Source organism: Pseudomonas syringae, from assembly GCF_023278085.1.
Lineage (GTDB): Bacteria > Pseudomonadota > Gammaproteobacteria > Pseudomonadales > Pseudomonadaceae > Aquipseudomonas > Aquipseudomonas syringae_Q.
The window spans coordinates 473500-498047 of the sequence record NZ_CP066265.1 but is presented as its reverse complement, the minus strand read 5'-3'; the positions used below and the strand labels follow the sequence as shown (position 1 = coordinate 498047).

The following is a 24548-nucleotide window of genomic DNA, read 5'->3' as shown; positions in this document are numbered from 1 at the left end:
CGGTCATGTAAAACCGCGCCGGGCCTTGATCACTCGATAGGCGTTATGCAACTCGCTGGTTTTCTCGGTTGCCATCCGTACCTGCTGCGCATTGGCGCCCGAACCGGCGATCTTGTCCGGATGATGACGACTGAGCAGGCGCCGATAAGCCCGCTTGACGCTCAGAGGATCAGTGTCCGGCTTCACGCCGAGCAGGCTCATCGCGCCCCTGTAATCATCGCCAACGCTGATCGGCGAGCGCTTCATCGGGTCGTATTCGGCGGCCAGCGCCTCGACCTGCTGCTGTGACCAGCCCAGCCACATGCCCCAGACACCGATCAGCTCGCGCTCGACCCGCGAGGCCTTGCCATCGGCCCAGGCCATTCGCCAGCAGGCACGCAACAGCTCTTCGGCCATGTCCGGCTGACGCTGCAAACCGCGCAGGTAACTGCGCAGCCCGTCAGCACCATCCCGGCCGCGCTTGAACGCATTGATCGCGCGCAACTGGTCGGCTTCGTTGAGGTTCAGGCGGCGCATTTCGGTCCGGGCCTGATGAATGTGACTGGCCACCACCCGCCCTTCACTCTTGGCGAGTCGCCCCAGCAGTACAAACAGCAGCCCGTCCTGAGCAATCGCCGCACGGCCGCCGAGGCGCTCGCGCACCTGCGCCCAGCTATGCAGTTTCAATCGCCGGTCCAGCGCCTGACCCAACAATGCACCGAGCATCGTGCCCGGAATGCTGGCGATGGCATAGCCAATACCTGCGCCGATCAGTGTGCCGGGCCACAGCATTCAGCGTGTCTCCGCAAGCAATTGCTCGACTTCTGCCAGACGCTCATGAGTGCCGACATCGACCCAGCGCCCTTGATAATGCTCGCCCGTCACCAGCCCCTGCTGCATCGCCTCGCGCAGTAACGGCGCCAGCTTGAACGCCCCCGGCTCACAGCCAGCAAACAGGCGTGGATGCAGGATGGCGATACCGCTGTAAGTCAGGCGCGGAGCTGCCGAATCGTCGTCACGAACCTGACCGTCGATCAGCGAGAAATCGCCCGTCGGATGGTGCGCCGGGTTGTCGACCAGCACCAGATGCGCCAACCCGGAGAGCGGCACGCGCAGGGCACTGAAATCGTAGTCCGTCCAGATATCGCCGTTGACCACCAGAAAAGGCTCGAGCCCCAGCAACGGCAATGCCCTGTGAATCCCCCCGCCGGTTTCCAGCGGCTGGCCTTCAGGGGAATAGCGGATGCTCAGATCGAAACGCTGACCGTCACCCAGATGATCTTCTATCTGCTGCCCCAGCCAGGCGTGATTGATCACCAGCTGGTGAAAACCGGCTGCACCCAATGCGTTCAGGTGGTACTCGATCAGCGGCACATCGCCAACACGCACCAGCGGCTTGGGCGTGTGCAGGGTCAGCGGGCGCATTCGTTCGCCTTTTCCGGCGGCGAGAATCATCGCTTTCATGCAATCCTCTTCAACACAGTCAATATTTTTCCTGAGCGGCCAGCTGCGCGCTCAGGCAGAGATCTCTGCGGGTTGCTGCAAGCTGGTGAGCAATTGCCCCAACTGAGCCAGCTCTGGACGTCGCGACAACACCGCTTCTATATAGGCGAAGAAGCGCGGCACATCGTCCAGATAACGCGGCTTGCCATCGCGGTGGCAGATACGCGCGAAAATCCCGATGACCTTCAGATGCCGCTGCACGCCCATCAGCTCACTGGCGCGCTCGAAGGCTGCAAAATCGTCCTGCACCGGGATGCCGAGGGCGCGCGCCTGGACCCAGTACGTCTTGAGCCAGTCACTGACCCGCTCTTGCGGCCAGCTCAGGAAAGCGTCCTTGAACAGACAGGTTACGTCGTAGGTGACCGGGCCGTACACCGCATCCTGGAAATCCAGCACGCCGGGATTGGGCTCACTGATCATCAGGTTGCGCGGCATATAGTCGCGATGCACCAAGACTTTGGGCTGCGCAAGGGCGCTGTTGATCAGCAGCTCGCTGACCTGCTGCCAGTCGGCCTGTTGCGCCTCGTCCATTTCGATGCCCAGATGGCGCTTCACGTACCACTCGGGGAACAACTCCAGCTCGCGACGCAGCAAAGCCGTGTCGTAGCTGGGCAGCGGCGCGTCCATCGGCAACTGCTGGTACGCCAGCAGCGCCTGGATCGCGTCGGCGAACAGTGCATCGGCGTTATTGGCGTCAATCACGTCCAGATAGGTCTGGCGACCCAGGTCATTGAGCAACAAAAAGCCTTGCGTCAGGTCTTCGGCATAAATTTTCGGAACATTAATGCCCGACTTTTCCAGCAAATGAGCAATATCCACGAACGGTTTGCAGTTTTCCTGCGGTGGAGGGGCGTCCATGACAATAAAAGTTCGACCGGCGCCCTCCCAGCGAAAATAACGGCGGAAACTTGCATCACTGCTGGCCGCAGTCAACGTGGCCGGGGGCACGGCGCCCCAATTCTGCGCTGCAAACAACGCTGGCAGCTGCTCATCGAGCCAAACTTTCAAGGATTGAAGGCGTATATCTTGATCTGACATTACAAGGGTCTCCGACGGCGCTAGCCGTCAAGCGGGTCATGCTTTATTATCCGGAATCTTTTTCAGCCCATCGAGAGGCGTGCGGCCCCCCCGCGGGCAGATGGCGCGCAGGAAGCCCGGACTAATAAGATGGCATTGAAATCCCCCGCGTTTCGTAAAAAATTTCCGTTGCTCGTAACCGGCAGTCTGCTGGCGATGCAACCTCTGGCCACTCAGTTCGTGGTCGCCGCGGAACAGTATGACTGCTCAGTCTCTGCTTCGGGTGCCTGGAACTGTGCGCCGAAATCCAGTACTGCTGCTGTAGACCTGCCTCCGCGCCCCGTGCATGACACGACGTCGGTCAGTTCCAACGGCACGGTCTCATCAGAGAGCACCTCTTCTTCGAGTGGGCAGGCTGCGGGCACGCAACTGGTCACCGAAGCCAAGGGCAAAGGCCTGAAGTCGCGTAGTGCTGACTACAGCCACCTCGATTGGGTTCCTCGCGACAAGCTTACCGCAGCACAACTGGCCGAAACCGGCCCGTATTGCTCGGGCGCTTACGTCGAGCCTGTTCGCCCGGGCATGGACGACAAGACCAAGATGAGCGAAGCGCCGATGTTCGTGGGAGCCAAGGCTTCGCGATACGAACAGGACGCGCAGGTCGCGACACTCGCCGGTGATGTCGTCATGCGTCAGGGCAGCATGCAGGTAGAGGCCCAGGAGGCCGCTCTGCATCAGGCCGAGAACCGTGGCGAGCTGAACGGCAATGTCCGTTTGCGCGACAACGGTGCGCTGATCGTCGGTGACAAGGCAGAGTTGCAGCTCGATACCGGCGAAGCCCGTGTCGACAACGCCGAGTACGTCCTGCACAAGTCGAATATTCGCGGTAACGCCCTGTACGCCAAGCGTGCAGAGAACGCGATCATCCGCCTCAAGGACGGCACGTACACCACGTGCGAACCGAACAGCAACGCCTGGACACTCAAGGGCAACAACATCACGCTGAACCCGGCCACCGGCTTTGGTACAGCGACCAACGTTACCCTGCGGGTCAAGGACATACCGGTACTCTACACGCCGTATATCTACTTCCCGATCGACGACCGCCGTCAGTCCGGCTTCCTGCCACCGACCATTGCGGCAGGCGGCGATAACGGCTTCACGCTGGTAACCCCTTACTATTTCAACCTGGCGCCGAACTATGACGCCACGTTGTACCCGCGCTACATGGCAGACCGCGGTCTGCTGATGGAAGGCGAGTTCCGTTATCTGACCAAGGGCAGCGAAGGCCAGTTCGGCGGCGCGTACCTGAACGACGAGAACGACGAGCGCAAGTTGCAGTCGGACTACGACAAGACCCGCTGGATGATCAACTGGCAGCACGTTGGCGGGCTCGATACGCGCTGGCTGACCAAGGTCGACTACACCGACATCAGCGACCCGTACTACTTCCAGGATCTGGAAACCGACCAGATCGGCGTCAAGAGAACCGACTACATCACCCAGCAGGGCTCCCTGACCTACCGTGGCGACAGCTACTCGGCAGTGCTCAACGCTCAGGCCTACAAGCTGGCGACGGTCGCGAACATCACGCCTTACAACCGTCTGCCACAGCTGACGGTCAACGGCACGCTGCCGTATAGCCCGGGCGGCCTGAAGTTCGATTATCAGACCGAGGCTGTTCGTTTCGAACGTGATCTGCGCAGCGGCGCGTTCATCGACGAAAATGGCAACTCCGAGACACGCCTCGACAACAACATCACAGGTCTGGCTCGCGCCAACGGTGATCGTCTGAATCTGGCGCCGTCCGTCAGCCTGCCGATGAACTGGAGCTACGGTTTCCTGACGCCGAAGCTCAAGTATGTCTATACCCAGTACGATCTGGATCTGGACAGCAGAGGCAAGCAAACGCTTCTCGCCGGCGAAGAGTACAGCAGCAGCCAGAGCCGCAGCGTGCCGATCTTCAGCGTCGACAGCGGTCTGTATTTCGATCGCAATACCAACTGGTTCGGCAAGGATTATCGCCAGACCCTGGAACCGCGCCTGTTCTATCTCTATGTACCTGAGAAAGACCAGAACGACATCCCGGTATTCGACACCAGCGAAAGCACGTTCAACTATGCCTCGCTGTTCCGTGATAACCGTTTCACCGGTTCCGACCGCATCGGCGACGAGAACAAGCTGTCGCTGGGTGTTACCAACCGCTGGATCGAAGACAACGGCTTCGAACGTCAACGCTTCAGCATCGGTCAGGCCCTGTATTTCGAAGACCGCAAGGTGCAGTTGCCAGGTGTCGTGTTCGCAGATCGCGATGACGCCAAGGCCAACGTTTCGCCTTACGCCCTGGAATACGAATACCGCTTCAACCGCGACTGGCGCTTCAACTCCGATTTCAACTGGGATCCGGACAGCAAGAGCACCCGTTCGGGCAGCGCTATGTTCCATTACCAGCCTGAAGCCGAACCCAACAAGGTCGTCAACCTTGGCTATCGCTATCGCAACGACCAGATTCGTTACGACGAAAGCACTGGCCGCTGGGTCGTCGGTGGCGGTGACTACGGGACTCCGGGTTCACCGAACTACGTGAAGGACTACTACAAGATCCAGCAGCACGACTTCTCGGTCATCTGGCCGATTGTGCCGCAGTGGAGCGTGATCAGCCGCTGGCAGTATGACTACAACCGTCAACGCACCCTCGAAGCTTTCGGTGGGTTCGAATACGACAACTGCTGCTGGAAAATGCGTCTGGTCAACCGCTACTGGATCGACTACGACGAGTTCAGCCAGGCAGCGCCTCAGAACGAGAAAGGCGACCGCGGCATATTCCTACAAATCGTGTTGAAGGGGCTCGGCGGTGTGACTGGCGCCAAGGTAGACAGCTTCCTCGACAAAGGCATCCAAGGTTATCGTGAACGTGAAGACCAAGCTTTCTGATTGTCTGCGCCCGCTGATGCTGGGCGCGTTACTGCTGAGCGGAGCTGTACACGCCGCGGTTCAACCTCTGGACAGTGTTGTGGCCATCGTCGATAACGACGTGATCATGAAAAGCCAGATGGACCAGCGTGTTCGTGAAGTTCAGCAAACCATCGCCAAGCGCGGCTCTGGCGTACCGCCAGCCGAAGCACTGCAAAAACAGGTTCTGGATCGTCTGATTCTGGAAAACCTGCAATTGCAGATGGGTGAGCGGGCCGGCATTCGTGTCAGCGATGAAGAACTGAACCAGGCGATCGGCACCATTGCCCAGCGCAACAACATGAGCGTGGAGCAGTTCCGCGCCGCGTTGGCGCACGACGGCCTGTCTTATGACGATGCGCGCGAGCAGGTTCGCCGGGAAATGATCATCAGCCGGGTGCGTCAGCGCCGGGTGGCTGAACGTATCCAGGTCTCCGAACAGGAAGTGAAGAACTTCCTGGCCTCCGATCAGGGCAAGGCTCAGCTGTCTGAAGAGTTTCATCTGGCCAACATTCTGATCGCGACACCGGACAGTGCTTCCTCGGAGACCATCCAGGCTGCAGCCATGAAGGCCAAGAGCATTTATGACCAGCTGAAGAAAGGTGCCGATTTCGGCAAGCTCGCCACCACCAATTCTTCCAGCGAAAACGCACTGGAAGGTGGCGACATGGGCTGGCGTAAAGCCGCTCAGCTGCCGCCGCCGTTCGGTGACATGCTCAGCTCGATGCCTATTGGTGACGTGACACCTCCGGCGCGTACGCCAGGTGGTTTCATTATCCTCAAGCTGCTCGAAAAGCGTGGTGGTCAGGGTCAGGCACAGATGCGTGATGAAGTGCATGTGCGTCATATCCTGATCAAGCCAAGCGAAATCCGCAGCGAGGAAGCGACCAAGCTTCTGGCAGAGAAGATCTACGAGCGCATCCAGAACGGCGAAGACTTCGCTGCGCTGGCCAAAAGCTTCTCGGAAGATCCGGGCTCGGCGCTCAACGGCGGTGATCTGAACTGGGTTGACCCTAACTCGCTGGTTCCTGAATTCCGCGCTGTCATGAACGATACGCCGCAAGGCGTGCTGTCCAAACCGTTCAAGACCGCCTACGGCTGGCACGTCCTGGAAGTTCTTGGCCGTCGTGCCACAGATGCAACCGGTCAGGCTCGTGAGCAGCAAGCGCTGAGCGTACTGCGTAACCGCAAGTACGACGAAGAGCTGCAAACCTGGTTGCGTCAGATCCGTGACGAAGCCTACGTTGAAATCAAACTCCCTGGCGCGACCCAGGCTGCACAGTGAAACCCAAGCGTTTCGCACTGACACCCGGCGAGCCGGCCGGCATAGGTCCTGACCTTTGCCTGCTGCTCGCCACGCAGCCTCAGCCCTACCCCCTGATTGCCATCACCAGCCGTAGCCTGCTTCTTGAGCGGGCCGCGCAACTGGGCGTGGCAGTCAATCTGCTTTATGTCACCCCGGACGCCCTCCCCGACCTGCCAGCACCTGCTGGCAACCTGTACGTCTGGGACACGCCTCTGGCAGCCCCGGTCGTCACCGGCGTGCTGAACAAAGCCAACGCTGCCTTCGTACTTCAGACCCTGACCCGCGCCGGGCAAGGCTGCATCGACGGGCTGTTCAGCGGCATGATTACCGCCCCGGTACACAAGGGCGTGATCAACGACGGCGGGATCGCCTTCTCCGGACACACCGAATTTCTTGCCGAACTGACCCACACCGAACAGGTGGTGATGATGCTGGCAACCGGCGACCTGCGTGTGGCACTGGTGACCACTCACCTGCCCCTGCGTGACGTGGCCGATGCCATTACGCCTGAACGGCTTGAGCGCGTGACACGCATTCTGCACGCCGATCTGGTCAACAAGTTCGGCATCGCCCACCCGCGCATCCTGGTCTGCGGCCTCAACCCTCATGCGGGCGAAAGCGGGCATCTGGGTCGAGAGGAAATCGACATCATTGAACCGACTCTGGAGCGTCTGCGCAGCGAAGGCCTGGATTTACGCGGCCCACTGCCCGCCGACACTCTGTTTACCCCCAAATATCTGGAGCACTGCGATGCGGTGCTGGCGATGTACCACGATCAGGGCCTGCCCGTGCTGAAATACAAAGGTTTCGGCGCAGCCGTCAATGTGACGCTCGGCTTGCCGATTATCCGCACCTCTGTCGATCACGGCACAGCGCTGGATCTGGCTGGCAGCGCGAACATCGACACCGGCAGCCTGCACGTCGCACTGCAAACCGCTTACCAGATGGCCGAGACCCATTCATGACCGAGCAATACCAACACCGGGCGCGCAAGCGCTTCGGGCAGAACTTCCTGCACGATGCAGGCGTTATCGACAAGATCCTGCGGGCCATTCGGGCCAAATCCGAAGAGCGCCTGCTGGAAATCGGCCCCGGCCAGGGCGCACTGACTGAAGGCCTGCTCAACAGTGGTGCCCAACTGGACGTGGTCGAGCTGGACAAGGACCTGATCCCGATCCTCAACAGCCAGTTCGCCAGCAAGCCGAACTTCAGCCTGCATCAAGGCGATGCCCTGAAATTCGATTTCAACAGCCTCGGTGCAGCGCCACACAGCCTGCGCGTGGTCGGCAACCTGCCGTACAACATTTCCACGCCGCTGATCTTTCACCTGCTGCAAAACGCCAGCCTGATTCGCGACATGCACTTCATGCTGCAGAAGGAAGTGGTCGAGCGCATGGCGGCCGGGCCTGGCGGGGGTGACTGGGGCCGTTTGTCGATCATGGTTCAGTACCACTGCCGCGTGGAACACTTGTTCAACGTCGGGCCGGGCGCGTTCAATCCGCCGCCGAAAGTGGACTCGGCCATTGTGCGTCTGGTACCGCACGAAACACTGCCCCACCCGGCCAAGGACCACCGTGTCCTGGAGCGGGTGGTACGTGAAGCGTTCAACCAGCGTCGCAAGACCTTGCGCAACACGCTCAAGCTGCTGCTCAGCAGCGACGAGATCACCGCTTCCGGAGTGGATGGCAGCCTGCGCCCCGAACAACTGGACCTGGCCGCATTCGTGCGCCTCGCCGACACGCTCAGTGAAAAGGTTGTGACGGAGTAAGCTCCCGGGACAGGTAAACGGTTATTCAGTCGTATCTTTCCGTCTACTTGTCCTAGACTGTCCTATCTGCCGCACACGCGCGTTTTTTCGCAATGGATTTCAAGGCCTACTGCATGTCCGATTCTCGTTATCAGGTCGACGTCAGCGTCGTCACGCGCTTTCTCGCAGAACAATCGCAGCCCGAGCAGAACCGCTTTGCGTTCGCCTACACCATCACGGTACTTAACAACGGCACACTGCCCGCCAAGCTGCTGTCACGGCACTGGGTGATCACTGACGGTGACGGCCATGTCGAGGAAGTCCGTGGCGAAGGGGTCGTGGGTCAGCAGCCGCTGATCAAAGTGGGGCAGAGCCACACTTACAGCAGCGGCACGGTCATGACCACCCGGGTGGGCACCATGCAGGGCACTTATCAGATGCTGGCCGAAGACGGTAAACGCTTCGACGCCGTGATCGTGCCCTTCCGCCTTGCGGTCCCGGGTTCGCTGCACTGATGGCGGTTTACGCGGTCGGCGACCTGCAAGGTTGCCTTGATCCCCTGAAATGCCTGCTGGACCACGTCAGTTTCGACCCTTCCCGGGATCAATTGTGGCTGGTGGGCGATCTGGTCAACCGCGGCCCCCAGTCACTGGAAACCCTGCGTTACCTGTACAACATCCGGGAATCGCTGGTCTGCGTGCTGGGCAACCATGATCTGCACCTGCTCGCGGCGGCCCGCAATGTGGAGCGCCTGAAGAAAGGTGACACGCTGCGCGAAATCATCGAAGCAGCGGATCGCGATGAGTTGCTGGGCTGGCTGCGCCGACAGAAACTCATGCACTACGACGAAGGCCGCAACGTCGCCATGGTGCATGCCGGCATCCCGCCGCAATGGTCCTTGAAAAAAGCCCTCAAGTGCGCTGCCGAAGTTGAACAGGTGCTTCAGGACGACCAGGCGTACGGCGCGTTTCTGGATGGCATGTACGGCAATGAACCGGCCAAATGGGACAGTAACCTGTCCGGCGTAACGCGCTTGCGGGTCATCACCAACTACTTCACACGCATGCGCTTCTGCACCAGAGACGGCAAGCTCGATCTGAAGAGCAAGGAAGGGGTCGGCACCGCGATACCTGGCTACGCGCCCTGGTTCAGCCACCAGAGCCGCAAGACCCGAGACGTGAAAATCATTTTCGGCCACTGGGCGGCACTGGAAGGTCGTTGCGACGAACCCGGAGTCTTTGCGCTCGACAGTGGCTGTGTCTGGGGTGGCGCCATGACCCTGTTCAACGTCGATACGCTTGAACGCCATCAATGCAATTGCGATGCTGTAGGCAATGCCGCGCCCGGCCCCCTCATCATCGGTATGCAGCCCGGTAGCGCCGACACTCAGCAACCTCAGGCTCAGGAGCCCAAGCAATGACCGAATTCAAACGTATCCCGCCTGAACAGGCTCAGGCACTGCGCGAACAGGGCGCCGTACTGGTCGATGTTCGTGACGCGCAGGCTTTTCAAAGCAATCACATTCCTGATTCCCAGCACCTGGACAATCACTCGATTGCCGACTTCATCGCCAAGGCCGACCTGGACAAACCGCTCGTCGTGGTCTGCTACCACGGCAACTCCAGCCAGAATGCTGCAGCCTATCTGGTCGGTCAGGGTTTCTCTGACGTGTACAGCGTGGACGGTGGTTTCGAACTGTGGCGCGCCACTTATCCGGCCGAAACCGCACAAGGCTGATACAAAATATTTTTATGACAGCTGATCCCGCGTTATACGCGGGCTCGCGCTGCATCTGACGAACGGTCAGCCCCTCTTCTCGCGCATCCCTTCTTTATCTTTCCGAATCCGAACTATCCTAAGCCTCAGGCCATCCGTATTCAGGGGAGAGCCGGTACACCGGCGCGTGGGTCATCGGTAGTTACTTTTATGGTGTTCTGGGGGGTAAACAGCATCTGGATGCTCAGACGCTGCCAGCATCGACTGATGATTCGCCGCCGGCTCTACGTATCGAGCGAGGTGACGTCATGAGTATATTCAGCCACTTCAAAGACCGCTTTGAAAGCACACGACAGGAAGAGCTCTCGTTACAGGAGTATCTTGAGCTCTGCAAACAGGATCGCAGCGCCTATGCCTCTGCCGCAGAACGTCTGCTGCTCGCCATTGGCGAACCCGAACTGGTGGACACGTCCGTCAATTCCCGGTTATCGCGAATATTCTCCAACAAAGTCATACGCCGCTATCCGGCCTTTGCCGACTTCCACGGGATGGAAGAGTGCATCGACCAGATCGTCTCGTATTTCCGCCATGCCGCCCAAGGCCTGGAAGAGAAGAAACAAATCCTCTATCTGCTCGGCCCGGTGGGCGGTGGTAAATCGTCCCTGGCTGAAAAACTCAAGCAACTGATCGAAAAAGTCCCGTTCTACGCCATCAAGGGCTCGCCGGTTTTCGAATCGCCCCTGGGCCTGTTCAATGCCAGTGAGGACGGTGCGATTCTCGAAGAAGACTTCGGGATTCCGCGACGCTACCTGAGCACCATCATGTCGCCCTGGGCGACCAAACGTCTGGCTGAGTTCGGGGGCGACATCAGTCAATTCAAGGTCGTAAAACTCTACCCTTCTGTTCTCAATCAGATCGCTGTCGCGAAAACCGAACCGGGCGACGAGAACAACCAGGATATCTCCGCGCTGGTCGGCAAGGTCGATATCCGCAAACTGGAAGAATTCCCGCAAAACGACGCCGATGCATACAGCTACTCGGGCGCACTGTGCCGGGCCAACCAGGGCCTGATGGAATTCGTCGAGATGTTCAAGGCGCCGATCAAGGTCCTCCATCCATTGCTGACCGCCACCCAGGAAGGCAACTACAACAGTACCGAGGGGCTGGGGGCGATTCCGTTCACCGGTATTCTGCTGGCGCACTCCAACGAATCGGAATGGCACAGCTTCCGCAACAACAAGAACAACGAAGCCTTCATCGACCGTATCTACATCGTGAAGGTGCCGTATTGCCTGCGCGTCAGCGACGAGATCAAGATTTACGACAAGCTGCTGTTCAACAGCTCGCTGGCCAAGGCGCATTGCGCGCCAGACACCCTGAAAATGCTCGCGCAGTTCACCACGCTGTCGCGCCTCAAGGAGCCGGACAACTCCAATATCTACTCGAAGATGCGCGTTTATGACGGCGAGAACCTGAAGGATACCGATCCAAAGGCCAAGTCGATTCAGGAGTACCGCGACAGTGCGGGCGTCGATGAAGGCATGAACGGCCTGTCCACGCGTTTCGCGTTCAAGATCCTGTCCAAGGTCTTCAACTTCGACCCGCACGAAATCGCTGCCAACCCGGTCCACCTGCTCTATGTGCTGGAACAGCAGATCGAACAGGAGCAATTCCCGGCCGAAACCCGCGAACGCTACCTGCGTTTCATCAAGGAATACCTGGCGCCGCGTTACATCGAATTCATCGGCAAGGAAATCCAGACCGCGTACCTGGAATCCTACAGCGAGTACGGCCAGAACATCTTCGATCGCTACGTGCTGTACGCAGACTTCTGGATTCAGGATCAGGAATACCGCGACCCGGAAACCGGCGAAATTCTCAACCGCGTGGCCTTGAACGAGGAACTGGAGAAGATCGAGAAACCGGCCGGCATCAGCAACCCGAAAGATTTCCGCAACGAAATCGTCAACTTCGTGCTGCGTGCTCGCGCCAATAACAACGGCAAGAACCCGACCTGGCTCAGTTACGAAAAACTGCGTGTGGTGATCGAGAAGAAAATGTTCTCCAACACCGAGGACCTTCTGCCGGTTATCAGTTTCAACGCCAAAGCCAGCAAAGAGGATCAGCAGAAACACAACGACTTCGTCACACGAATGGTCGAGAGGGGCTACACGGACAAGCAGGTACGGCTGCTATCCGAATGGTATCTGCGCGTGCGCAAGTCGCAATAAGGCAGGTGCAAGCTTCAAGCTATCGGCTGCAAGCGAACTGCGGTCAAGCCCTGAATGGAGGGCTGACGCCGCATTCGCTCGCAGCTTGAAGCTTTCAACTTGAAGCTCCCCGGAGGGGCCTATGAGTTATGTGATCGACCGACGTCTCAACGGCAAGAACAAGAGCACGGTAAACCGGCAGCGGTTTCTGCGCCGTTACCGTGACCATATCAAGAAGGCAGTGGAGGAAGCCGTCAGTCGACGCTCCATTACCGACATGGAACATGGCGAACAGATCAGCATTCCCGGGCGCGACATCGACGAGCCGGTGTTGCATCACGGGCGTGGTGGCAAACAGACGGTGGTTCACCCCGGCAACAAGGAATTCACCACCGGTGAGCACATCGCCCGCCCGCAAGGCGGCGCTGGCGGCAAGGGGCCTGGCAAGGCGGGTAACTCCGGCGAAGGCATGGACGAATTTTCGTTCCAGATCACCCAGGAAGAATTTCTTGAGTTCATGTTCGAGGACCTGGAACTGCCCAACCTGGTCAAACGCAACCTGACCGGAACCGACACCTTCAAGACTGTGCGCGCCGGGATCAGCAACGAAGGCAACCCGTCTCGCATCAACATCATTCGCACCCTGCGCTCGGCTCATGCACGGCGTATCGCACTGTCTGGCAGCAGCCGCGCCAAACTCAGGGAAACGACCAGCGAACTCGAGCGCATGAAGCGCGAAGAGCCCGACAATTTCGGTGACATTCAGGAGCTGGAAGTAGAAATCGAACGCCTGAAGGCACGCATTCGACGCGTCCCTTATCTCGACACGTTCGACCTCAAGTACAACCTGCTGGTCAAACAGCCCAATCCCAGCTCCAAAGCGGTCATGTTCTGCCTGATGGACGTCTCCGGCTCCATGACCCAGGCCACCAAAGACATCGCCAAGCGATTTTTCATCCTGCTGTACCTGTTCCTCAAGCGTAACTACGACAAGATCGATGTTGTGTTCATTCGCCACCACACCAGCGCCCGCGAAGTGGACGAGGAAGAGTTTTTCTATTCCCGGGAAACCGGCGGCACCATCGTCTCCAGCGCCTTGAAACTGATGCAGGAAATCATGGCGGCACGCTACCCGAGCAGCGACTGGAACATCTATGCAGCACAGGCCTCGGACGGCGACAACTGGAACGATGACTCGCCGATCTGCCGGGAAATCCTCACCAAACAGATCATGCCCTTCGTGCAGTACTACACGTACGTGGAAATCACGCCGCGTGAACATCAGGCCTTGTGGTACGAATACGAGCGCATCGGCGAAGAGTATGCCGATACGTTTGCCCAGCAGCAGCTGGTCTCTGCCGGTGATATCTATCCGGTATTCCGCGAACTCTTCCAGCGAAGGTTAGTGTCATGACCGCCAGAGAGCAGAAACGCCAACCCCTTTCCACCGGGTCAGAGTGGACATTCGAACTGATACGGGCCTATGACCGGGAGATCGGCAGGATTGCCGAGCGTTACGCCCTGGACACTTACCCCAACCAGATCGAAGTGATCACCGCCGAGCAAATGATGGACGCCTATGCCTCGGTAGGCATGCCACTGGGCTACCACCATTGGTCCTACGGCAAACACTTCCTCAGCACTGAAAAATCCTACTCACGAGGCCAGATGGGTCTGGCCTACGAGATCGTGATCAATTCCGATCCGTGCATCGCTTATCTGATGGAAGAAAACACCATCTGCATGCAGGCATTGGTCGTTGCCCACGCTTGCTATGGGCACAACAGCTTCTTCAAAGGCAATTACCTGTTCCGCACCTGGACTGACGCCAGTTCGATCATCGATTACCTGGTGTTCGCCAAGCAGTACATCATGCAGTGCGAGGAACGCCATGGCATCGACGCCGTGGAGGACTTGCTCGACTCCTGCCACGCGCTGATGAACTACGGCGTGGACCGTTATAAACGCCCCTACCCGATTTCTGCCGAAGAAGAACGGCGTCGCCAGAAGGACCGCGAGGAGCACCTGCAACGGCAGATCAACGATCTGTGGCGGACCATTCCGAAAAGCGCTGACAAGGCCGGCAAGGAAGACAACGCCCGCTTCCCTGCCGAACCACAGGAAAACATTCTTTACTTCATCGAGAAACACGCGCCGCTGCTGGAGCCCTGGCAGCGCGAAGTGGTGCGGATCGTGCGCAAGATTGCGCAGTACTTCTACCCACAGCGCCAGACCCAGGTGATGAACGAAGGCTGGGCGACCTTCTGGCATTACACGCTGATGAACGACCTGTATGACGAAGGCCTGGTCACCGACGGCTTCATGATGGAGTTCCTGACGTCGCACACCAGTGTTATCTACCAGCCGGGCTTTGACAGCCCTTACTACAGCGGCATAAACCCCTACACCCTCGGGTTTGCCATGTATCAGGACATCCGGCGGATGTGCGAACACCCGACCGATGAAGACCGGCAGTGGTTTCCGGAAATTGCCGGCACTGACTGGTTGACGGCGATCAAGTTTGCGATGAGCAGCTTCAAGGACGAGAGCTTTATCCTGCAGTACCTGTCGCCCAAGGTCATCCGCGACCTCAAGCTGTTCAGCATCATGGACGACGACCAGAAAGAAGACCTGCTGGTGCCCGCCATTCACGATGAAAACGGTTATCGGACCATCCGCGAAATCCTCGCGGCGCAGTACAACCTCGGCAATCGTGAGCCCAACATCCAGATCTACAGTATCGACCGGCGCGGCGACCGCTCGCTGACCCTGCGTCACCAGCAGCACAACCGCAAACCACTGGGTGACTCGACCGACGAGGTGCTCAAGCATCTGCATCGGCTATGGGGTTTTGATATCCACCTGGAAACCCTTCAGGGCGATGAGGTGGTCAAAGTCCATCACGTTCCCCCGAAAGGCGAGCATGCCGACAGTGAGTTTTCCCGGCGTGATCTGGCGGTCGTACACCTGTAGTTGCTGGACGCGAGAATGACCAGACCACCATTCATGCAGTTTTAGCCTCCGTAAGCGCGACGCAAGGTTTATCCTGTCGCGCTTACGGAGGTTTTTTATGCAGATTTATAAAGTTGGCGGTGCTGTACGTGATCGCCTGCTGGGACAGCCTGTCACTGATATTGACTGGGTAGTGGTGGGTGCAAGTACTGAAGAAATGCTGATCAAGGGCTATCGCCCGGTCGGCACAGACTTTCCGGTGTTCTTGCATCCGCTGACCAACGAGGAATACGCGCTGGCACGCACCGAGCGTAAAAGCGGCGTCGGCTACGGCGGGTTTGTTTTTCACGCCAGCCCGGAGGTTACCCTTGAGCAGGACCTGATCCGCCGTGACCTGACCATCAATGCCATGGCGGAAGACAAGGACGGCAATCTGACCGATCCCTACAATGGCCAGCAGGATCTAGAAGCGCGTATTTTACGCCACGTTTCGCCCGCATTCGCCGAAGATCCGCTCAGGGTCTTGCGCGTCGCCCGGTTTGCCGCACGCTACGCCGACTACGGTTTCACGATTGCGCCCGAGACCCTTGACCTGATGCGGCAGCTCAGTGAATCAGGCGAACTCAAGGCGCTGACCGCTGAGCGGAGCTGGAAAGAAATCTCCCGCGCACTGATGGAAAAGCAGCCTCAGGTGTTCATCCAGGTGCTGCATGACTGTGGCGCGCTCAACGAATTGATGCCTGAAGTCGAAGCGCTGTTTGGCGTGCCGCAACCGGCTGCGCATCACCCGGAAATCGACACCGGCGCACACGTGCTCAGCGTGCTTGAGCAGTCAGCCATTCACCAGCACCCACTCAGCGTGCGCTGGGCGTGCCTGCTGCATGATTTGGGAAAGGGGCTGACGCCTGAGGCCGAATGGCCCCGACACATCGCCCACGAGCACACGGGCTTGCGGCTGATCAAGGCGGTCAACGAGCGCTTTCGCGTGCCGAGGGAATGTCAGGAACTGGCGTTGCTGGTTGGTCAGTACCACACCCATGGGCACCGGGCGCTGGAACTGAAACCCTCGACCTTGCTGGAGCTGTTACACAGCTTCGACGTCTACCGCCGCCCGCAGCGGTTCGAAGAGTTCATTGCCGCCTGCGAGATGGACGCGCGCGGACGGCATGGCTTTGAACAGCGCAGTTATCCACAGGCCGACTACCTGCGCGGCGCAGCCGAGGCGGCCCGGGCAGTGTCGGTGCAACCACTGCTGGAACAAGGCTTGAAGGGCAAGGAACTGGGCGACGCGCTGAAGAACGAGCGCTTGAAAGCGCTGAAAGCCTACAAAGCGGAGCATGCTGCCTGACTGCTTCGCGCACAAGTTATCGCTGCCACGCTCCAGCGCTCGGCGTTATACATAAGTCTCGATGAGCCTGAAAATCGGGCTGAAACCTCGATAAATCTCGTTCCCACGCTCCGCGTGATAATGCATTTCGTGACGCTCCGCGTCACATTGCAGCCATGGCGCATTACTCAACCCGGCCCGAGATACAGGCTGCACCAAAGCCTGAGAATCCTTGGCGCTTGATACCGCGTCAGGCTGCAGATTTGTGACGCGGAGCGTCACCCAATGCATGCCAACGCGGAGCATTGGCAAGATAGTCAGTTGGACTTGCGTGTAACGCGGAGCATTGGCAAGATAGTCAGTTGGACTTGCGTGTAACGCGGAGCCTTGGCAAGATAGTCAGTTGGACTTGCGTGTAACGCGGAGCCTTGGCACGAGAGGGATTCGCTGGAGCGTGATTGCGACCTCAACTACGCAGCAAATCCTCAGGCGTCAGCGGCACACCGCGCCACTCAAAAGCCACAGGCCAAAGCTGCTGGTCAATCTGCGCATCAGCCCAGAGTGTGCTGAATGACGCACCCACCCCAGGATGCAGACGTTCGGGGGCGATCAACGCCAGCGGGCGCAGTACGAAGGCATTCTTCAGAATCTCTGCCCTGGGCAAAATCAGCCCGTCGAAGTTACCGACCTGCTCGCCATACAGCAGCACGTCGATGTCCAGCGGCAGACCGACTCGGTTCGGGGCATAGCGACCGTTATCGGCTTCGATGACTTTCAGGCGGCGATCCAGCTCCGCCAGCGGCAGGTCGGTCAGCGCCGACACCACCAGATTGAAGAATGGCCCGCTCTTGATGCCCACCGCATGGCTCTCGAAAACCGGCGAGCAGCGCATGTCGGTCAGAAAGCCATCCAGCGCATCCAGCCCTGCCTGCAGATGCCGTTCGCGCTCGATATTGCTCCCCAGGCCGAGGAAAATCCGCGTCAGCGACATCCGCGCTCGATCTCCACGCCGACACCGGCTGCCGCAGCAACAGCACCGGGCTTGGTCAGTTTCAAACGCAACCAGGGGATGTTGAATTCGCTCATCAACACTTCAGCCAGACGCTCGGCGAAGGTCTCGACCAGTTGAAACTGCGCCTGCTCGGCGAAAGCCTGAATTCGCGCTGAAACACTGGCGTAGTCGAGTGCCTTGCTCAGGTCGTCACCCGCAGCAGCGGGTCGGTTGTCCCAGGCAAAACTGAGGTCCAGACGCAGGCACTGGCGAATGCCACGTTCCCAGTCGTAAGCGCCGATGACCGTATCGACCTCAAGACCCTCGATGAAAACTCTGTCCAAGCCTGTTCTCCACTGCACGACAAGGGCGCGATGCGCCGTTAGAATCAGGGCATCCTCGCCCGGAATGGTTAGCATGTTTTGGTTACTGGCGACCTTCGCCTACCTGCTCGGCTCGCTGTCCTTCGCCATCCTGCTCAGTCGCCTCAGCGGCAGCCCGGACCCTCGTGCCAGTGGCTCCGGCAATGCCGGTGCGACCAACATGCTGCGTCTGGCCGGAAAAAAACTGGCCATCCTGACCTTGCTCGGCGACCTCTGCAAAGGCCTGATTCCGGTATGGCTCGCCGGTAGCTGGGGCCTTGATCCATCACAGCAAGGCTGGATCGGCGTCTGCGCAGTGCTGGGCCATCTCTTCCCGCTGTACTTTCGGTTCCGCGGTGGCAAAGGCGTCGCAACCGCCGCCGGCGTGCTGCTCGGCCTTTACCCGCCAGCGGCAGCCCTGGCGATAGCGGCCTGGCTGCTGACGCTGTACCTGACCCGCACCAGCTCACTAGCGGCACTGATCGCCACACCCCTGACGCTGCCATTACTGGCCTGGCAGGAACCGCATGCGTTGCTGCCAATGAGCGTGCTGACCTTGCTCATCGTCTGGCGCCATCGCGGCAATCTACGCGACCTGCTCGCCGGGCGCGAACGGCATTTCTGAGAGGGGACGTGAATGCCGCTCACCGTTGCCTGCCTTCGCAGCCCCGACAACTACAGACCCGACAACTACAGCGGCAACAACTGCTCCATGGGCCAGCGCGCCTGCACGCTGATACTCAAGTCTTCCTTCTGCCCAGCCTGCAAGCGCTGACAGCCGGCAAAGGCGATCATTGCGCCGTTGTCGGTGCAAAACTCCGGGCGGGCGTAGTAAACATGCCCATGCAGATCGCTCAGCATACTTTCCAGTGACACCCGTAGCGCCTTGTTGGCGCTGACGCCGCCAGCGATGACCAGGCTCTTGAGCCCGGTCTGCTTGAGCGCGCGCTTGCACTTGATGGTCAAAGTCTCCACCACCGCCTGCTGGAACGCCAGCGCGATGTCGCAGCGGGTTTGCTCACTGTCGTCTCCGGCACTCTGGCACTGCTGCCAGGTATTGAGCGCCGAGGTTTTCAAGCCGCTGAAGCTGAACGCCAGGCCCGGACGATCCGTCATTGGCCGGGGAAAGACAAACCGTCCCGGCACACCCTGCATGGCCGCTTTTGATATTTCCGGACCACCCGGATACTGCATGCCCATCATCTTGGCGGTCTTGTCGAACGCCTCGCCCGCAGCATCATCCAGCGTCTCGCCCAGCAGCTCGTACTGACCGATTCCGTCGACGCGCACCAACTGCGTATGACCACCGGACACCAATAAAGCGACGAACGGAAACTGCGGCGGGTTTTCTTCCAGCATCGGGGCCAGCAAGTGGCCTTCCATGTGGTGAACGCCCAGCGCCGGAATATCCCAGGCAAACGCCAGCGCCTGGGCGCATGACGCACCGACCAGCAGCGCACCGACCAGACCGGGCCCTGCGGTGTAGGCAATGGCATCGATATCAGTGGCCACGCAGTCCGCTTCGGCCAGCGTCTGACGAATCAGGGGCAGCATGCGCTTGACGTGATCGCGCGATGCCAGCTCCGGCACCACGCCACCGTAGGCGCGGTGCAGGTCGATCTGACTGAATAAAGCATCCGCCAGCAAACCGCGTTCGCTGTCGTATAACGCGACGCCGGTTTCGTCGCAGGAGGTTTCTAATCCCAGTACTAGCATGGGTTTGCGCCTTGTAGGGGGCAGATTTGAAGGCGCGCATAATAGTCGCCGCCCGAGGTGCCGACCAGCGGTTTTCGATCAGAGGCTTTGCATTCCTCTCAATGAGGGGTTAACATCCGCAACCCTTAAAAACCGACGTACTTTTGTGCAGTGTTTGCACGAAGCGTTGACCCCGGTAATGAATGAAGGTAGCTCTGGATGCCAGCCGTCAAAGTTAAAGAGAACGAACCCTTCGACGTAGCTCTGCGTCGTTTCAAGCGCTCCTGCGAAAAAGCCGGTGTTCTGGCTGAAGTTCGTAGCCGCGAATTTTACGAGAAGCCGACTTCGGAGCGTAAGCGCAAGGCAGCAGCTGCTGTCAAACGCCACGCCAAGAAAGTCCAGCGCGAACAGCGCCGCGCCGTTCGTCTGTATTAATTTACAGACGTGCGTCGCAAGCTTCTGCCTTGCCCAGCCAACCAGCTGGGCTGTCGGCAGTTGCAGCACTGTTAGAGCTGTATAGCAGCGAGAGCCTCGCGCTAGCTAATTGACAGATGTCCAGGCCGCACATGCGACCCGGGTTTCAGTCAAGCACGTCCGGCCTGCTTGCAGGCAACACTGGTCATGCCCACACGGGCAACAAGACGGCCAGTGAACAAGACGAGTATGCCTTGATGACTTCGCAAGAAGCTCAGCCAAGGCAGCGTCTCGTTTGATATCAGATGAACATCCAAGGCTGCGGCCCGATGATCAACTCGACCATCATGCACTCAACTCCTGCCGATTTCAGCGCCGACCTTCGGACACAAAGACGTGCCCGCGTATTGCTGTCGTCGCACAAAAGACGGCTGACAGGCTGACGGAAGACTCGTAGAGTCATCCGATATTTTTGTGACACGCTTGAATGACGAGAACGCCATGGCCGGGCTGATTCCCCAGAGCTTTATCGACGACCTTCTGAACCGCACCGACATCGTCGATGTTGTCAGTTCTCGCGTGCAGCTCAAGAAATCCGGGAAGAATTACAGCGCGTGCTGCCCGTTCCACAAAGAGAAAACCCCCTCTTTCAGTGTCAGCCCGGACAAACAGTTCTATTACTGCTTTGGCTGCGGCGCGGGCGGTAACGCGCTCGGCTTCATCATGGATCACGACAACCTGGATTTCCCCCAGGCGGTCGAAGACCTGGCCAAAGCCGCCGGCATGGAAGTGCCACGCGAACAAGGCGTAAAAGGCCAGAAGCCACGCCAGCCGACAGACTCCCCGCTCTACCCGCTGCTGAACGCCGCTGCCGAGTTCTATCGTCAGGCCCTGAAAAGCCATCCGGCGCGCAAGGCAGCAGTGGATTACCTCAAAGGGCGCGGGCTGTCGGGCGAGATCGCACGGGACTTCGGCCTGGGCTTCGCGCCACCCGGCTGGGACAACCTGTACAAACACCTGAGCAGCGACGCGCTACAGCAGAAAGTCATGATCGACGCAGGCCTGCTGATCGAAAACGCAGAGACCGGCAAACGCTACGACCGCTTCCGCGACCGGGTGATGTTTCCGATCCGCGATTCGCGCGGGCGCATCATTGCCTTCGGCGGCCGCGTCCTCGGCGATGACAAACCCAAGTACCTGAACTCCCCGGAAACCCCTGTGTTCCACAAGGGTCAGGAGCTGTACGGGCTGTTCGAGGCGCGCAAATTCAATCGCAACCTCGACGAGATCATTGTCGTCGAAGGCTACATGGACGTCATCGCCCTGGCCCAGCAAGGTCTGCGCAATGCGGTGGCAACACTGGGCACGGCGACCAGTGAAGAACATTTGAAACGCCTGTTTCGAGTCGTGCCCAACGTGCTGTTCTGCTTCGACGGCGATCAGGCCGGACGCAACGCCGCGTGGCGAGCGCTCGAGGCTGCACTGCCATGCCTGCAGGATGGCCGAAGGGCGCGCTTTCTGTTTCTCCCGGAAGGCGAAGACCCGGATACGCTGGTGCGCTCCGAAGGCACCGACGCGTTCAAGGCGCGTATCAATCAGCACGCGCAGCCGCTGGCCGATTACTTTTTCGAGCAATTGACCAAAGAGTCCGATCCGCGCTCGCTGGAAGGCAAGGCACACATGGCCACCCTCGCGGCGCCGCTGATCGATAAAGTACCGGGCGCCAACCTGCGCACGCTGATGCGTCAGCGCCTGAGTGAAATTACCGGGCTTAGCGGGGAGGCGGTCAGTCAGCTGGTGCAGAGCGCACCGGCGGACGCACCACCCAGCTATAATCCATATGTCGACTACGACGCGATGCCTGACTTCGCCGACTATCAGCCACAAGGCGGTTACGAAGCACAGCAGGAATGGACGCCAAAGAAAAACGGCGGCCCGAATCAGAAAAAGTGGGACAACACGTTCTCGGGCAAAAAAGGCAAGCGGCAGGACTTCGGACCGCGCACGCCGCGTGTACCGACCGCCGTCGAACCGCCAATGCAGGCCGCACTGAGAACACTGCTGCATCACCCGGAACTGGCCGAAAAGGTCGAAAATGCCAGCCACTTCGCGGCAGAAGACCAGTCAAACGCACAATTACTGGTCGCGCTGATTGAAGCCAGGCAAAAGAATCCCAACCTTCGGTCGTTACAGTTGATAGCACGCTGGCACGGGACGGAACAGGGTCGATTGTTACGCGCCCTGGCCGAAAAGGAATGGCTGATTGAGGCCGATAACCTTGAACAACAGTTTTTCGACACTATAACTAGTCTATCCGCTCGCCAACGCGAGCGCAGTCTGGAACATCTGATAAGCAAAGCTCGTCAAACCGAGCTGAGCCCAGAAGAGAAAATTCAGCTTCGGGAACTGCTAAATCGCAATGTTCCAGCACAAACCCCGACCTCAACTGGCGCGTGAGGTCATAGCTCGGGTATAATCCTCGGCTTGTTTTTTGCCCGCCAAGACCTTCAGTGGATAGGGTGTTATGTCCGGAAAAGCGCAACAGCAGTCTCGTATCAAAGAGTTGATCACCCTGGGTCGTGAGCAGAAGTATCTGACTTACGCAGAGGTCAACGACCACCTGCCCGAGGATATTTCAGATCCTGAGCAGGTGGAAGACATCATCCGCATGATCAACGACATGGGGATCCCGGTACACGAGAGTGCTCCGGATGCGGACGCCTTGATGCTGGCCGACGCCGATACCGACGAGGCGGCCGCAGAAGAAGCGGCTGCAGCGTTGGCAGCGGTCGAGACCGACATCGGTCGTACCACCGATCCCGTTCGCATGTACATGCGGGAAATGGGCACCGTTGAACTCCTGACCCGTGAAGGCGAGATCGAAATCGCCAAACGTATCGAAGAAGGCATCCGTGAAGTGATGGGCGCAATTGCGCACTTCCCTGGCACGGTTGACCATATCCTCTCCGAATACACACGTGTCACGAGCGAAGGCGGTCGTCTTTCCGACGTTCTGAGCGGTTACATCGACCCGGATGACGGCATTGCGCCGCCTGCCGAAGTGCCTCCGCCTGTCGACCCTAAAGCCGCCAAGGCTGAAGGTGATGACGAGGAAGAAGAAACGGCCGATGCCACCGATGACGAGGAAGAGGTCGAAAGCGGCCCTGATCCGGTCATTGCCCAGCAGCGCTTTGGTGCCGTTTCCGATCAAATGGAAATCACCCGCAAGGCGTTGAAGAAATTCGGTCGCAGCGACAAGCACGCTATTGCTGAACTGGTTGCGCTCGCCGAACTGTTCATGCCGATCAAGCTGGTTCCAAAGCAGTTTGAAGGTCTGGTAGAGCGTGTGCGCGGTGCCCTCGAGCGTCTTCGTGCTCAGGAACGCGCCATCATGCAGCTGTGCGTACGTGATGCACGTATGCCGCGCGCCGATTTCCTGCGCCAGTTCCCGGGCAACGAAGTTGACGAAAGCTGGACCGATGCCCTGGCTAAAGGCAAAAGCAAATACGCTGAAGCCATTGCGCGTCTGCAGCCAGATATCCAGCGTTGCCAGCAGAAGCTGTCGGCACTGGAAGAAGAGACCGGCCTGAAAATCGCCGAGATCAAGGACATCAACCGTCGCATGTCGATCGGTGAGGCCAAGGCCCGCCGCGCGAAGAAAGAGATGGTTGAAGCGAACTTGCGTCTGGTGATCTCCATCGCCAAGAAGTACACCAACCGTGGCTTGCAATTCCTCGATCTGATCCAGGAAGGCAACATCGGCTTGATGAAGGCAGTGGACAAGTTCGAATACCGTCGCGGCTACAAGTTCTCGACTTATGCCACCTGGTGGATCCGTCAGGCGATCACTCGCTCGATTGCCGACCAGGCACGCACCATCCGTATTCCGGTGCACATGATCGAGACGATCAACAAGCTCAACCGTATTTCCCGGCAGATGCTGCAGGAAATGGGTCGTGAACCGACCCCGGAAGAGCTGGGTGAGCGCATGGAAATGCCTGAGGACAAGATCCGCAAGGTATTGAAGATCGCCAAAGAGCCGATCTCCATGGAAACACCGATCGGCGACGACGAAGATTCGCACCTGGGTGACTTCATCGAAGACTCGACCATGCAGTCGCCAATCGATGTCGCCACTGTTGAAAGCCTGAAAGAAGCGACACGCGAAGTGCTGTCGGGCCTCACCGCCCGTGAAGCCAAGGTTCTGCGCATGCGCTTCGGCATCGACATGAATACCGACCACACGCTTGAAGAGGTCGGTAAGCAGTTTGACGTAACCCGCGAGCGGATTCGTCAGATCGAGGCCAAAGCACTGCGCAAACTGCGTCACCCGACCCGAAGCGAGCACCTGCGCTCGTTCCTCGACGAGTAATCGCA

General features: G+C 59.0%; 21 protein-coding genes. 15 read left to right on the top strand and 6 right to left on the bottom strand.

What is annotated here, in order from left to right; translation table 11 throughout:
* Window positions 1-3: 3 nt before the first annotated feature.
* From I9H07_RS02225 to I9H07_RS02215, 3 genes are read right to left on the bottom strand one after another with little or no spacing between them, the layout of a single operon-like run.
* Window positions 4-771 (bottom strand): TerB family tellurite resistance protein, encoded by a 768-nt coding sequence (locus I9H07_RS02225; protein ID WP_236425417.1) that lies wholly within the window; start codon window positions 769-771, stop codon window positions 4-6.
* A complete protein-coding gene (murU, locus tag I9H07_RS02220; protein WP_236425418.1) occupies window positions 772-1443 on the bottom strand; it encodes an N-acetylmuramate alpha-1-phosphate uridylyltransferase MurU in 672 nt (223 codons plus the stop codon).
* A gap of 51 nt (window positions 1444-1494) precedes the next feature.
* Window positions 1495-2520 carry an aminoglycoside phosphotransferase family protein gene (locus tag I9H07_RS02215; RefSeq protein ID WP_058391138.1) on the bottom strand — a complete coding sequence of 342 codons (1026 nt, stop codon included), beginning with the start codon at window positions 2518-2520 and terminating at the stop codon, window positions 1495-1497.
* A gap of 129 nt (window positions 2521-2649) precedes the next feature.
* Between I9H07_RS02215 and I9H07_RS02210 the strand changes: the two genes are divergently transcribed.
* The 11 genes from I9H07_RS02210 (at window position 2650) to I9H07_RS02160 (ending at window position 16730) form a co-directional block, all read left to right on the top strand.
* On the top strand, window positions 2650-5433 hold the full coding sequence (locus tag I9H07_RS02210; protein WP_236425419.1) for an LPS-assembly protein LptD: 2784 nt from the start codon (window positions 2650-2652) through the stop codon (window positions 5431-5433).
* Window positions 5414-6736 carry a peptidylprolyl isomerase gene (locus tag I9H07_RS02205; protein ID WP_024673920.1) on the top strand — a complete coding sequence of 441 codons (1323 nt, stop codon included), beginning with the start codon at window positions 5414-5416 and terminating at the stop codon, window positions 6734-6736. Before I9H07_RS02210 ends, I9H07_RS02205 begins: the two co-directional genes overlap by 20 nt.
* Window positions 6733-7722: a 4-hydroxythreonine-4-phosphate dehydrogenase PdxA gene (gene pdxA / locus I9H07_RS02200; protein WP_236425420.1), complete on the top strand. Its 990-nt coding sequence runs from the start codon at window positions 6733-6735 to the stop codon at window positions 7720-7722. The genes I9H07_RS02205 and pdxA overlap by 4 nt, the downstream gene beginning before the upstream one ends.
* The gene (rsmA, locus tag I9H07_RS02195; RefSeq protein WP_024673922.1) at window positions 7719-8525 is read left to right on the top strand and encodes a 16S rRNA (adenine(1518)-N(6)/adenine(1519)-N(6))-dimethyltransferase RsmA; all 807 of its coding nucleotides are present in this window, start codon (window positions 7719-7721) and stop codon (window positions 8523-8525) included. The genes pdxA and rsmA overlap by 4 nt, the downstream gene beginning before the upstream one ends.
* 113 nt (window positions 8526-8638) lie before the next feature.
* On the top strand, window positions 8639-9019 hold the full coding sequence (gene apaG, locus I9H07_RS02190; protein ID WP_024644725.1) for a Co2+/Mg2+ efflux protein ApaG: 381 nt from the start codon (window positions 8639-8641) through the stop codon (window positions 9017-9019).
* Window positions 9019-9924 (top strand): symmetrical bis(5'-nucleosyl)-tetraphosphatase, encoded by a 906-nt coding sequence (locus tag I9H07_RS02185; RefSeq protein ID WP_236425925.1) that lies wholly within the window; start codon window positions 9019-9021, stop codon window positions 9922-9924. Before apaG ends, I9H07_RS02185 begins: the two co-directional genes overlap by 1 nt.
* The gene (gene glpE / locus I9H07_RS02180; protein WP_024673924.1) at window positions 9921-10241 is read left to right on the top strand and encodes a thiosulfate sulfurtransferase GlpE; all 321 of its coding nucleotides are present in this window, start codon (window positions 9921-9923) and stop codon (window positions 10239-10241) included. The genes I9H07_RS02185 and glpE overlap by 4 nt, the downstream gene beginning before the upstream one ends.
* 287 nt (window positions 10242-10528) lie before the next feature.
* A complete protein-coding gene (locus I9H07_RS02175; RefSeq protein WP_024644722.1) occupies window positions 10529-12451 on the top strand; it encodes a PrkA family serine protein kinase in 1923 nt (640 codons plus the stop codon).
* 121 nt (window positions 12452-12572) lie between these two features.
* The gene (locus I9H07_RS02170; RefSeq protein ID WP_058391141.1) at window positions 12573-13844 is read left to right on the top strand and encodes a YeaH/YhbH family protein; all 1272 of its coding nucleotides are present in this window, start codon (window positions 12573-12575) and stop codon (window positions 13842-13844) included.
* Complete coding sequence (locus I9H07_RS02165) at window positions 13841-15403, top strand: SpoVR family protein (protein ID WP_024673926.1); 1563 nt, start codon at window positions 13841-13843, stop codon at window positions 15401-15403. The genes I9H07_RS02170 and I9H07_RS02165 overlap by 4 nt, the downstream gene beginning before the upstream one ends.
* Before the next feature lie 97 nt (window positions 15404-15500).
* Window positions 15501-16730 carry a multifunctional CCA addition/repair protein gene (locus I9H07_RS02160; protein ID WP_236425527.1) on the top strand — a complete coding sequence of 410 codons (1230 nt, stop codon included), beginning with the start codon at window positions 15501-15503 and terminating at the stop codon, window positions 16728-16730.
* A 445-nt stretch (window positions 16731-17175) separates the two neighbouring features.
* Here I9H07_RS02160 and folK read toward each other — a convergent pair whose 3' ends face one another.
* Both folK and folB read right to left on the bottom strand, forming a co-directional pair.
* A complete protein-coding gene (gene folK, locus I9H07_RS02155) occupies window positions 17176-17700 on the bottom strand; it encodes a 2-amino-4-hydroxy-6-hydroxymethyldihydropteridine diphosphokinase (RefSeq protein ID WP_058391143.1) in 525 nt (174 codons plus the stop codon).
* Window positions 17691-18044: a dihydroneopterin aldolase gene (gene folB / locus I9H07_RS02150; protein ID WP_025388776.1), complete on the bottom strand. Its 354-nt coding sequence runs from the start codon at window positions 18042-18044 to the stop codon at window positions 17691-17693. The genes folK and folB overlap by 10 nt, the downstream gene beginning before the upstream one ends.
* A gap of 73 nt (window positions 18045-18117) precedes the next feature.
* Between folB and plsY the strand changes: the two genes are divergently transcribed.
* On the top strand, window positions 18118-18687 hold the full coding sequence (gene plsY, locus I9H07_RS02145) for a glycerol-3-phosphate 1-O-acyltransferase PlsY (protein ID WP_024673930.1): 570 nt from the start codon (window positions 18118-18120) through the stop codon (window positions 18685-18687).
* A 65-nt stretch (window positions 18688-18752) separates the two neighbouring features.
* Here the strand turns inward: plsY and tsaD are convergent, their stop codons facing one another.
* A complete protein-coding gene (gene tsaD, locus I9H07_RS02140; RefSeq protein ID WP_024673931.1) occupies window positions 18753-19778 on the bottom strand; it encodes a tRNA (adenosine(37)-N6)-threonylcarbamoyltransferase complex transferase subunit TsaD in 1026 nt (341 codons plus the stop codon).
* Window positions 19779-19976: 198 nt separating this feature from the next.
* On the opposite strand from tsaD, the gene rpsU reads away from it, so the two are divergent.
* From rpsU to rpoD, 3 genes are all read left to right on the top strand, one after another.
* A complete protein-coding gene (rpsU, locus tag I9H07_RS02135; protein ID WP_002551877.1) occupies window positions 19977-20192 on the top strand; it encodes a 30S ribosomal protein S21 in 216 nt (71 codons plus the stop codon).
* A 480-nt stretch (window positions 20193-20672) separates the two neighbouring features.
* Window positions 20673-22628 carry a DNA primase gene (dnaG, locus tag I9H07_RS02130; protein ID WP_236425529.1) on the top strand — a complete coding sequence of 652 codons (1956 nt, stop codon included), beginning with the start codon at window positions 20673-20675 and terminating at the stop codon, window positions 22626-22628.
* A 67-nt stretch (window positions 22629-22695) separates the two neighbouring features.
* Window positions 22696-24543 carry an RNA polymerase sigma factor RpoD gene (rpoD, locus tag I9H07_RS02125; RefSeq protein WP_024644713.1) on the top strand — a complete coding sequence of 616 codons (1848 nt, stop codon included), beginning with the start codon at window positions 22696-22698 and terminating at the stop codon, window positions 24541-24543.
* The last annotated feature ends 5 nt before the right edge of the window (window positions 24544-24548 follow it).

Bases quoted from the DNA above. Each gene is read 5' to 3' on its own strand.
- I9H07_RS02225 (WP_236425417.1), bottom strand. From the start codon at position 771: ATGCTGTGGCCCGGCACACTGATCGGCGCAGGTATTGGCTATGCCATC.
- murU (WP_236425418.1), bottom strand. From the start codon at position 1,443: ATGAAAGCGATGATTCTCGCCGCCGGAAAAGGCGAACGAATGCGCCCG.
- I9H07_RS02215 (WP_058391138.1), bottom strand. From the start codon at position 2,520: ATGTCAGATCAAGATATACGCCTTCAATCCTTGAAAGTTTGGCTCGAT.
- I9H07_RS02210 (WP_236425419.1), top strand. From the start codon at position 2,650: ATGGCATTGAAATCCCCCGCGTTTCGTAAAAAATTTCCGTTGCTCGTA.
- rsmA (WP_024673922.1), top strand. From the start codon at position 7,719: ATGACCGAGCAATACCAACACCGGGCGCGCAAGCGCTTCGGGCAGAAC.
- apaG (WP_024644725.1), top strand. From the start codon at position 8,639: ATGTCCGATTCTCGTTATCAGGTCGACGTCAGCGTCGTCACGCGCTTT.
- I9H07_RS02185 (WP_236425925.1), top strand. From the start codon at position 9,019: ATGGCGGTTTACGCGGTCGGCGACCTGCAAGGTTGCCTTGATCCCCTG.
- glpE (WP_024673924.1), top strand. From the start codon at position 9,921: ATGACCGAATTCAAACGTATCCCGCCTGAACAGGCTCAGGCACTGCGC.
- I9H07_RS02175 (WP_024644722.1), top strand. From the start codon at position 10,529: ATGAGTATATTCAGCCACTTCAAAGACCGCTTTGAAAGCACACGACAG.
- I9H07_RS02170 (WP_058391141.1), top strand. From the start codon at position 12,573: ATGAGTTATGTGATCGACCGACGTCTCAACGGCAAGAACAAGAGCACG.
- I9H07_RS02165 (WP_024673926.1), top strand. From the start codon at position 13,841: ATGACCGCCAGAGAGCAGAAACGCCAACCCCTTTCCACCGGGTCAGAG.
- I9H07_RS02160 (WP_236425527.1), top strand. From the start codon at position 15,501: ATGCAGATTTATAAAGTTGGCGGTGCTGTACGTGATCGCCTGCTGGGA.
- folK (WP_058391143.1), bottom strand. From the start codon at position 17,700: ATGTCGCTGACGCGGATTTTCCTCGGCCTGGGGAGCAATATCGAGCGC.
- plsY (WP_024673930.1), top strand. From the start codon at position 18,118: ATGTTTTGGTTACTGGCGACCTTCGCCTACCTGCTCGGCTCGCTGTCC.
- tsaD (WP_024673931.1), bottom strand. From the start codon at position 19,778: ATGCTAGTACTGGGATTAGAAACCTCCTGCGACGAAACCGGCGTCGCG.
- rpsU (WP_002551877.1), top strand. From the start codon at position 19,977: ATGCCAGCCGTCAAAGTTAAAGAGAACGAACCCTTCGACGTAGCTCTG.
- dnaG (WP_236425529.1), top strand. From the start codon at position 20,673: ATGGCCGGGCTGATTCCCCAGAGCTTTATCGACGACCTTCTGAACCGC.
- rpoD (WP_024644713.1), top strand. From the start codon at position 22,696: ATGTCCGGAAAAGCGCAACAGCAGTCTCGTATCAAAGAGTTGATCACC.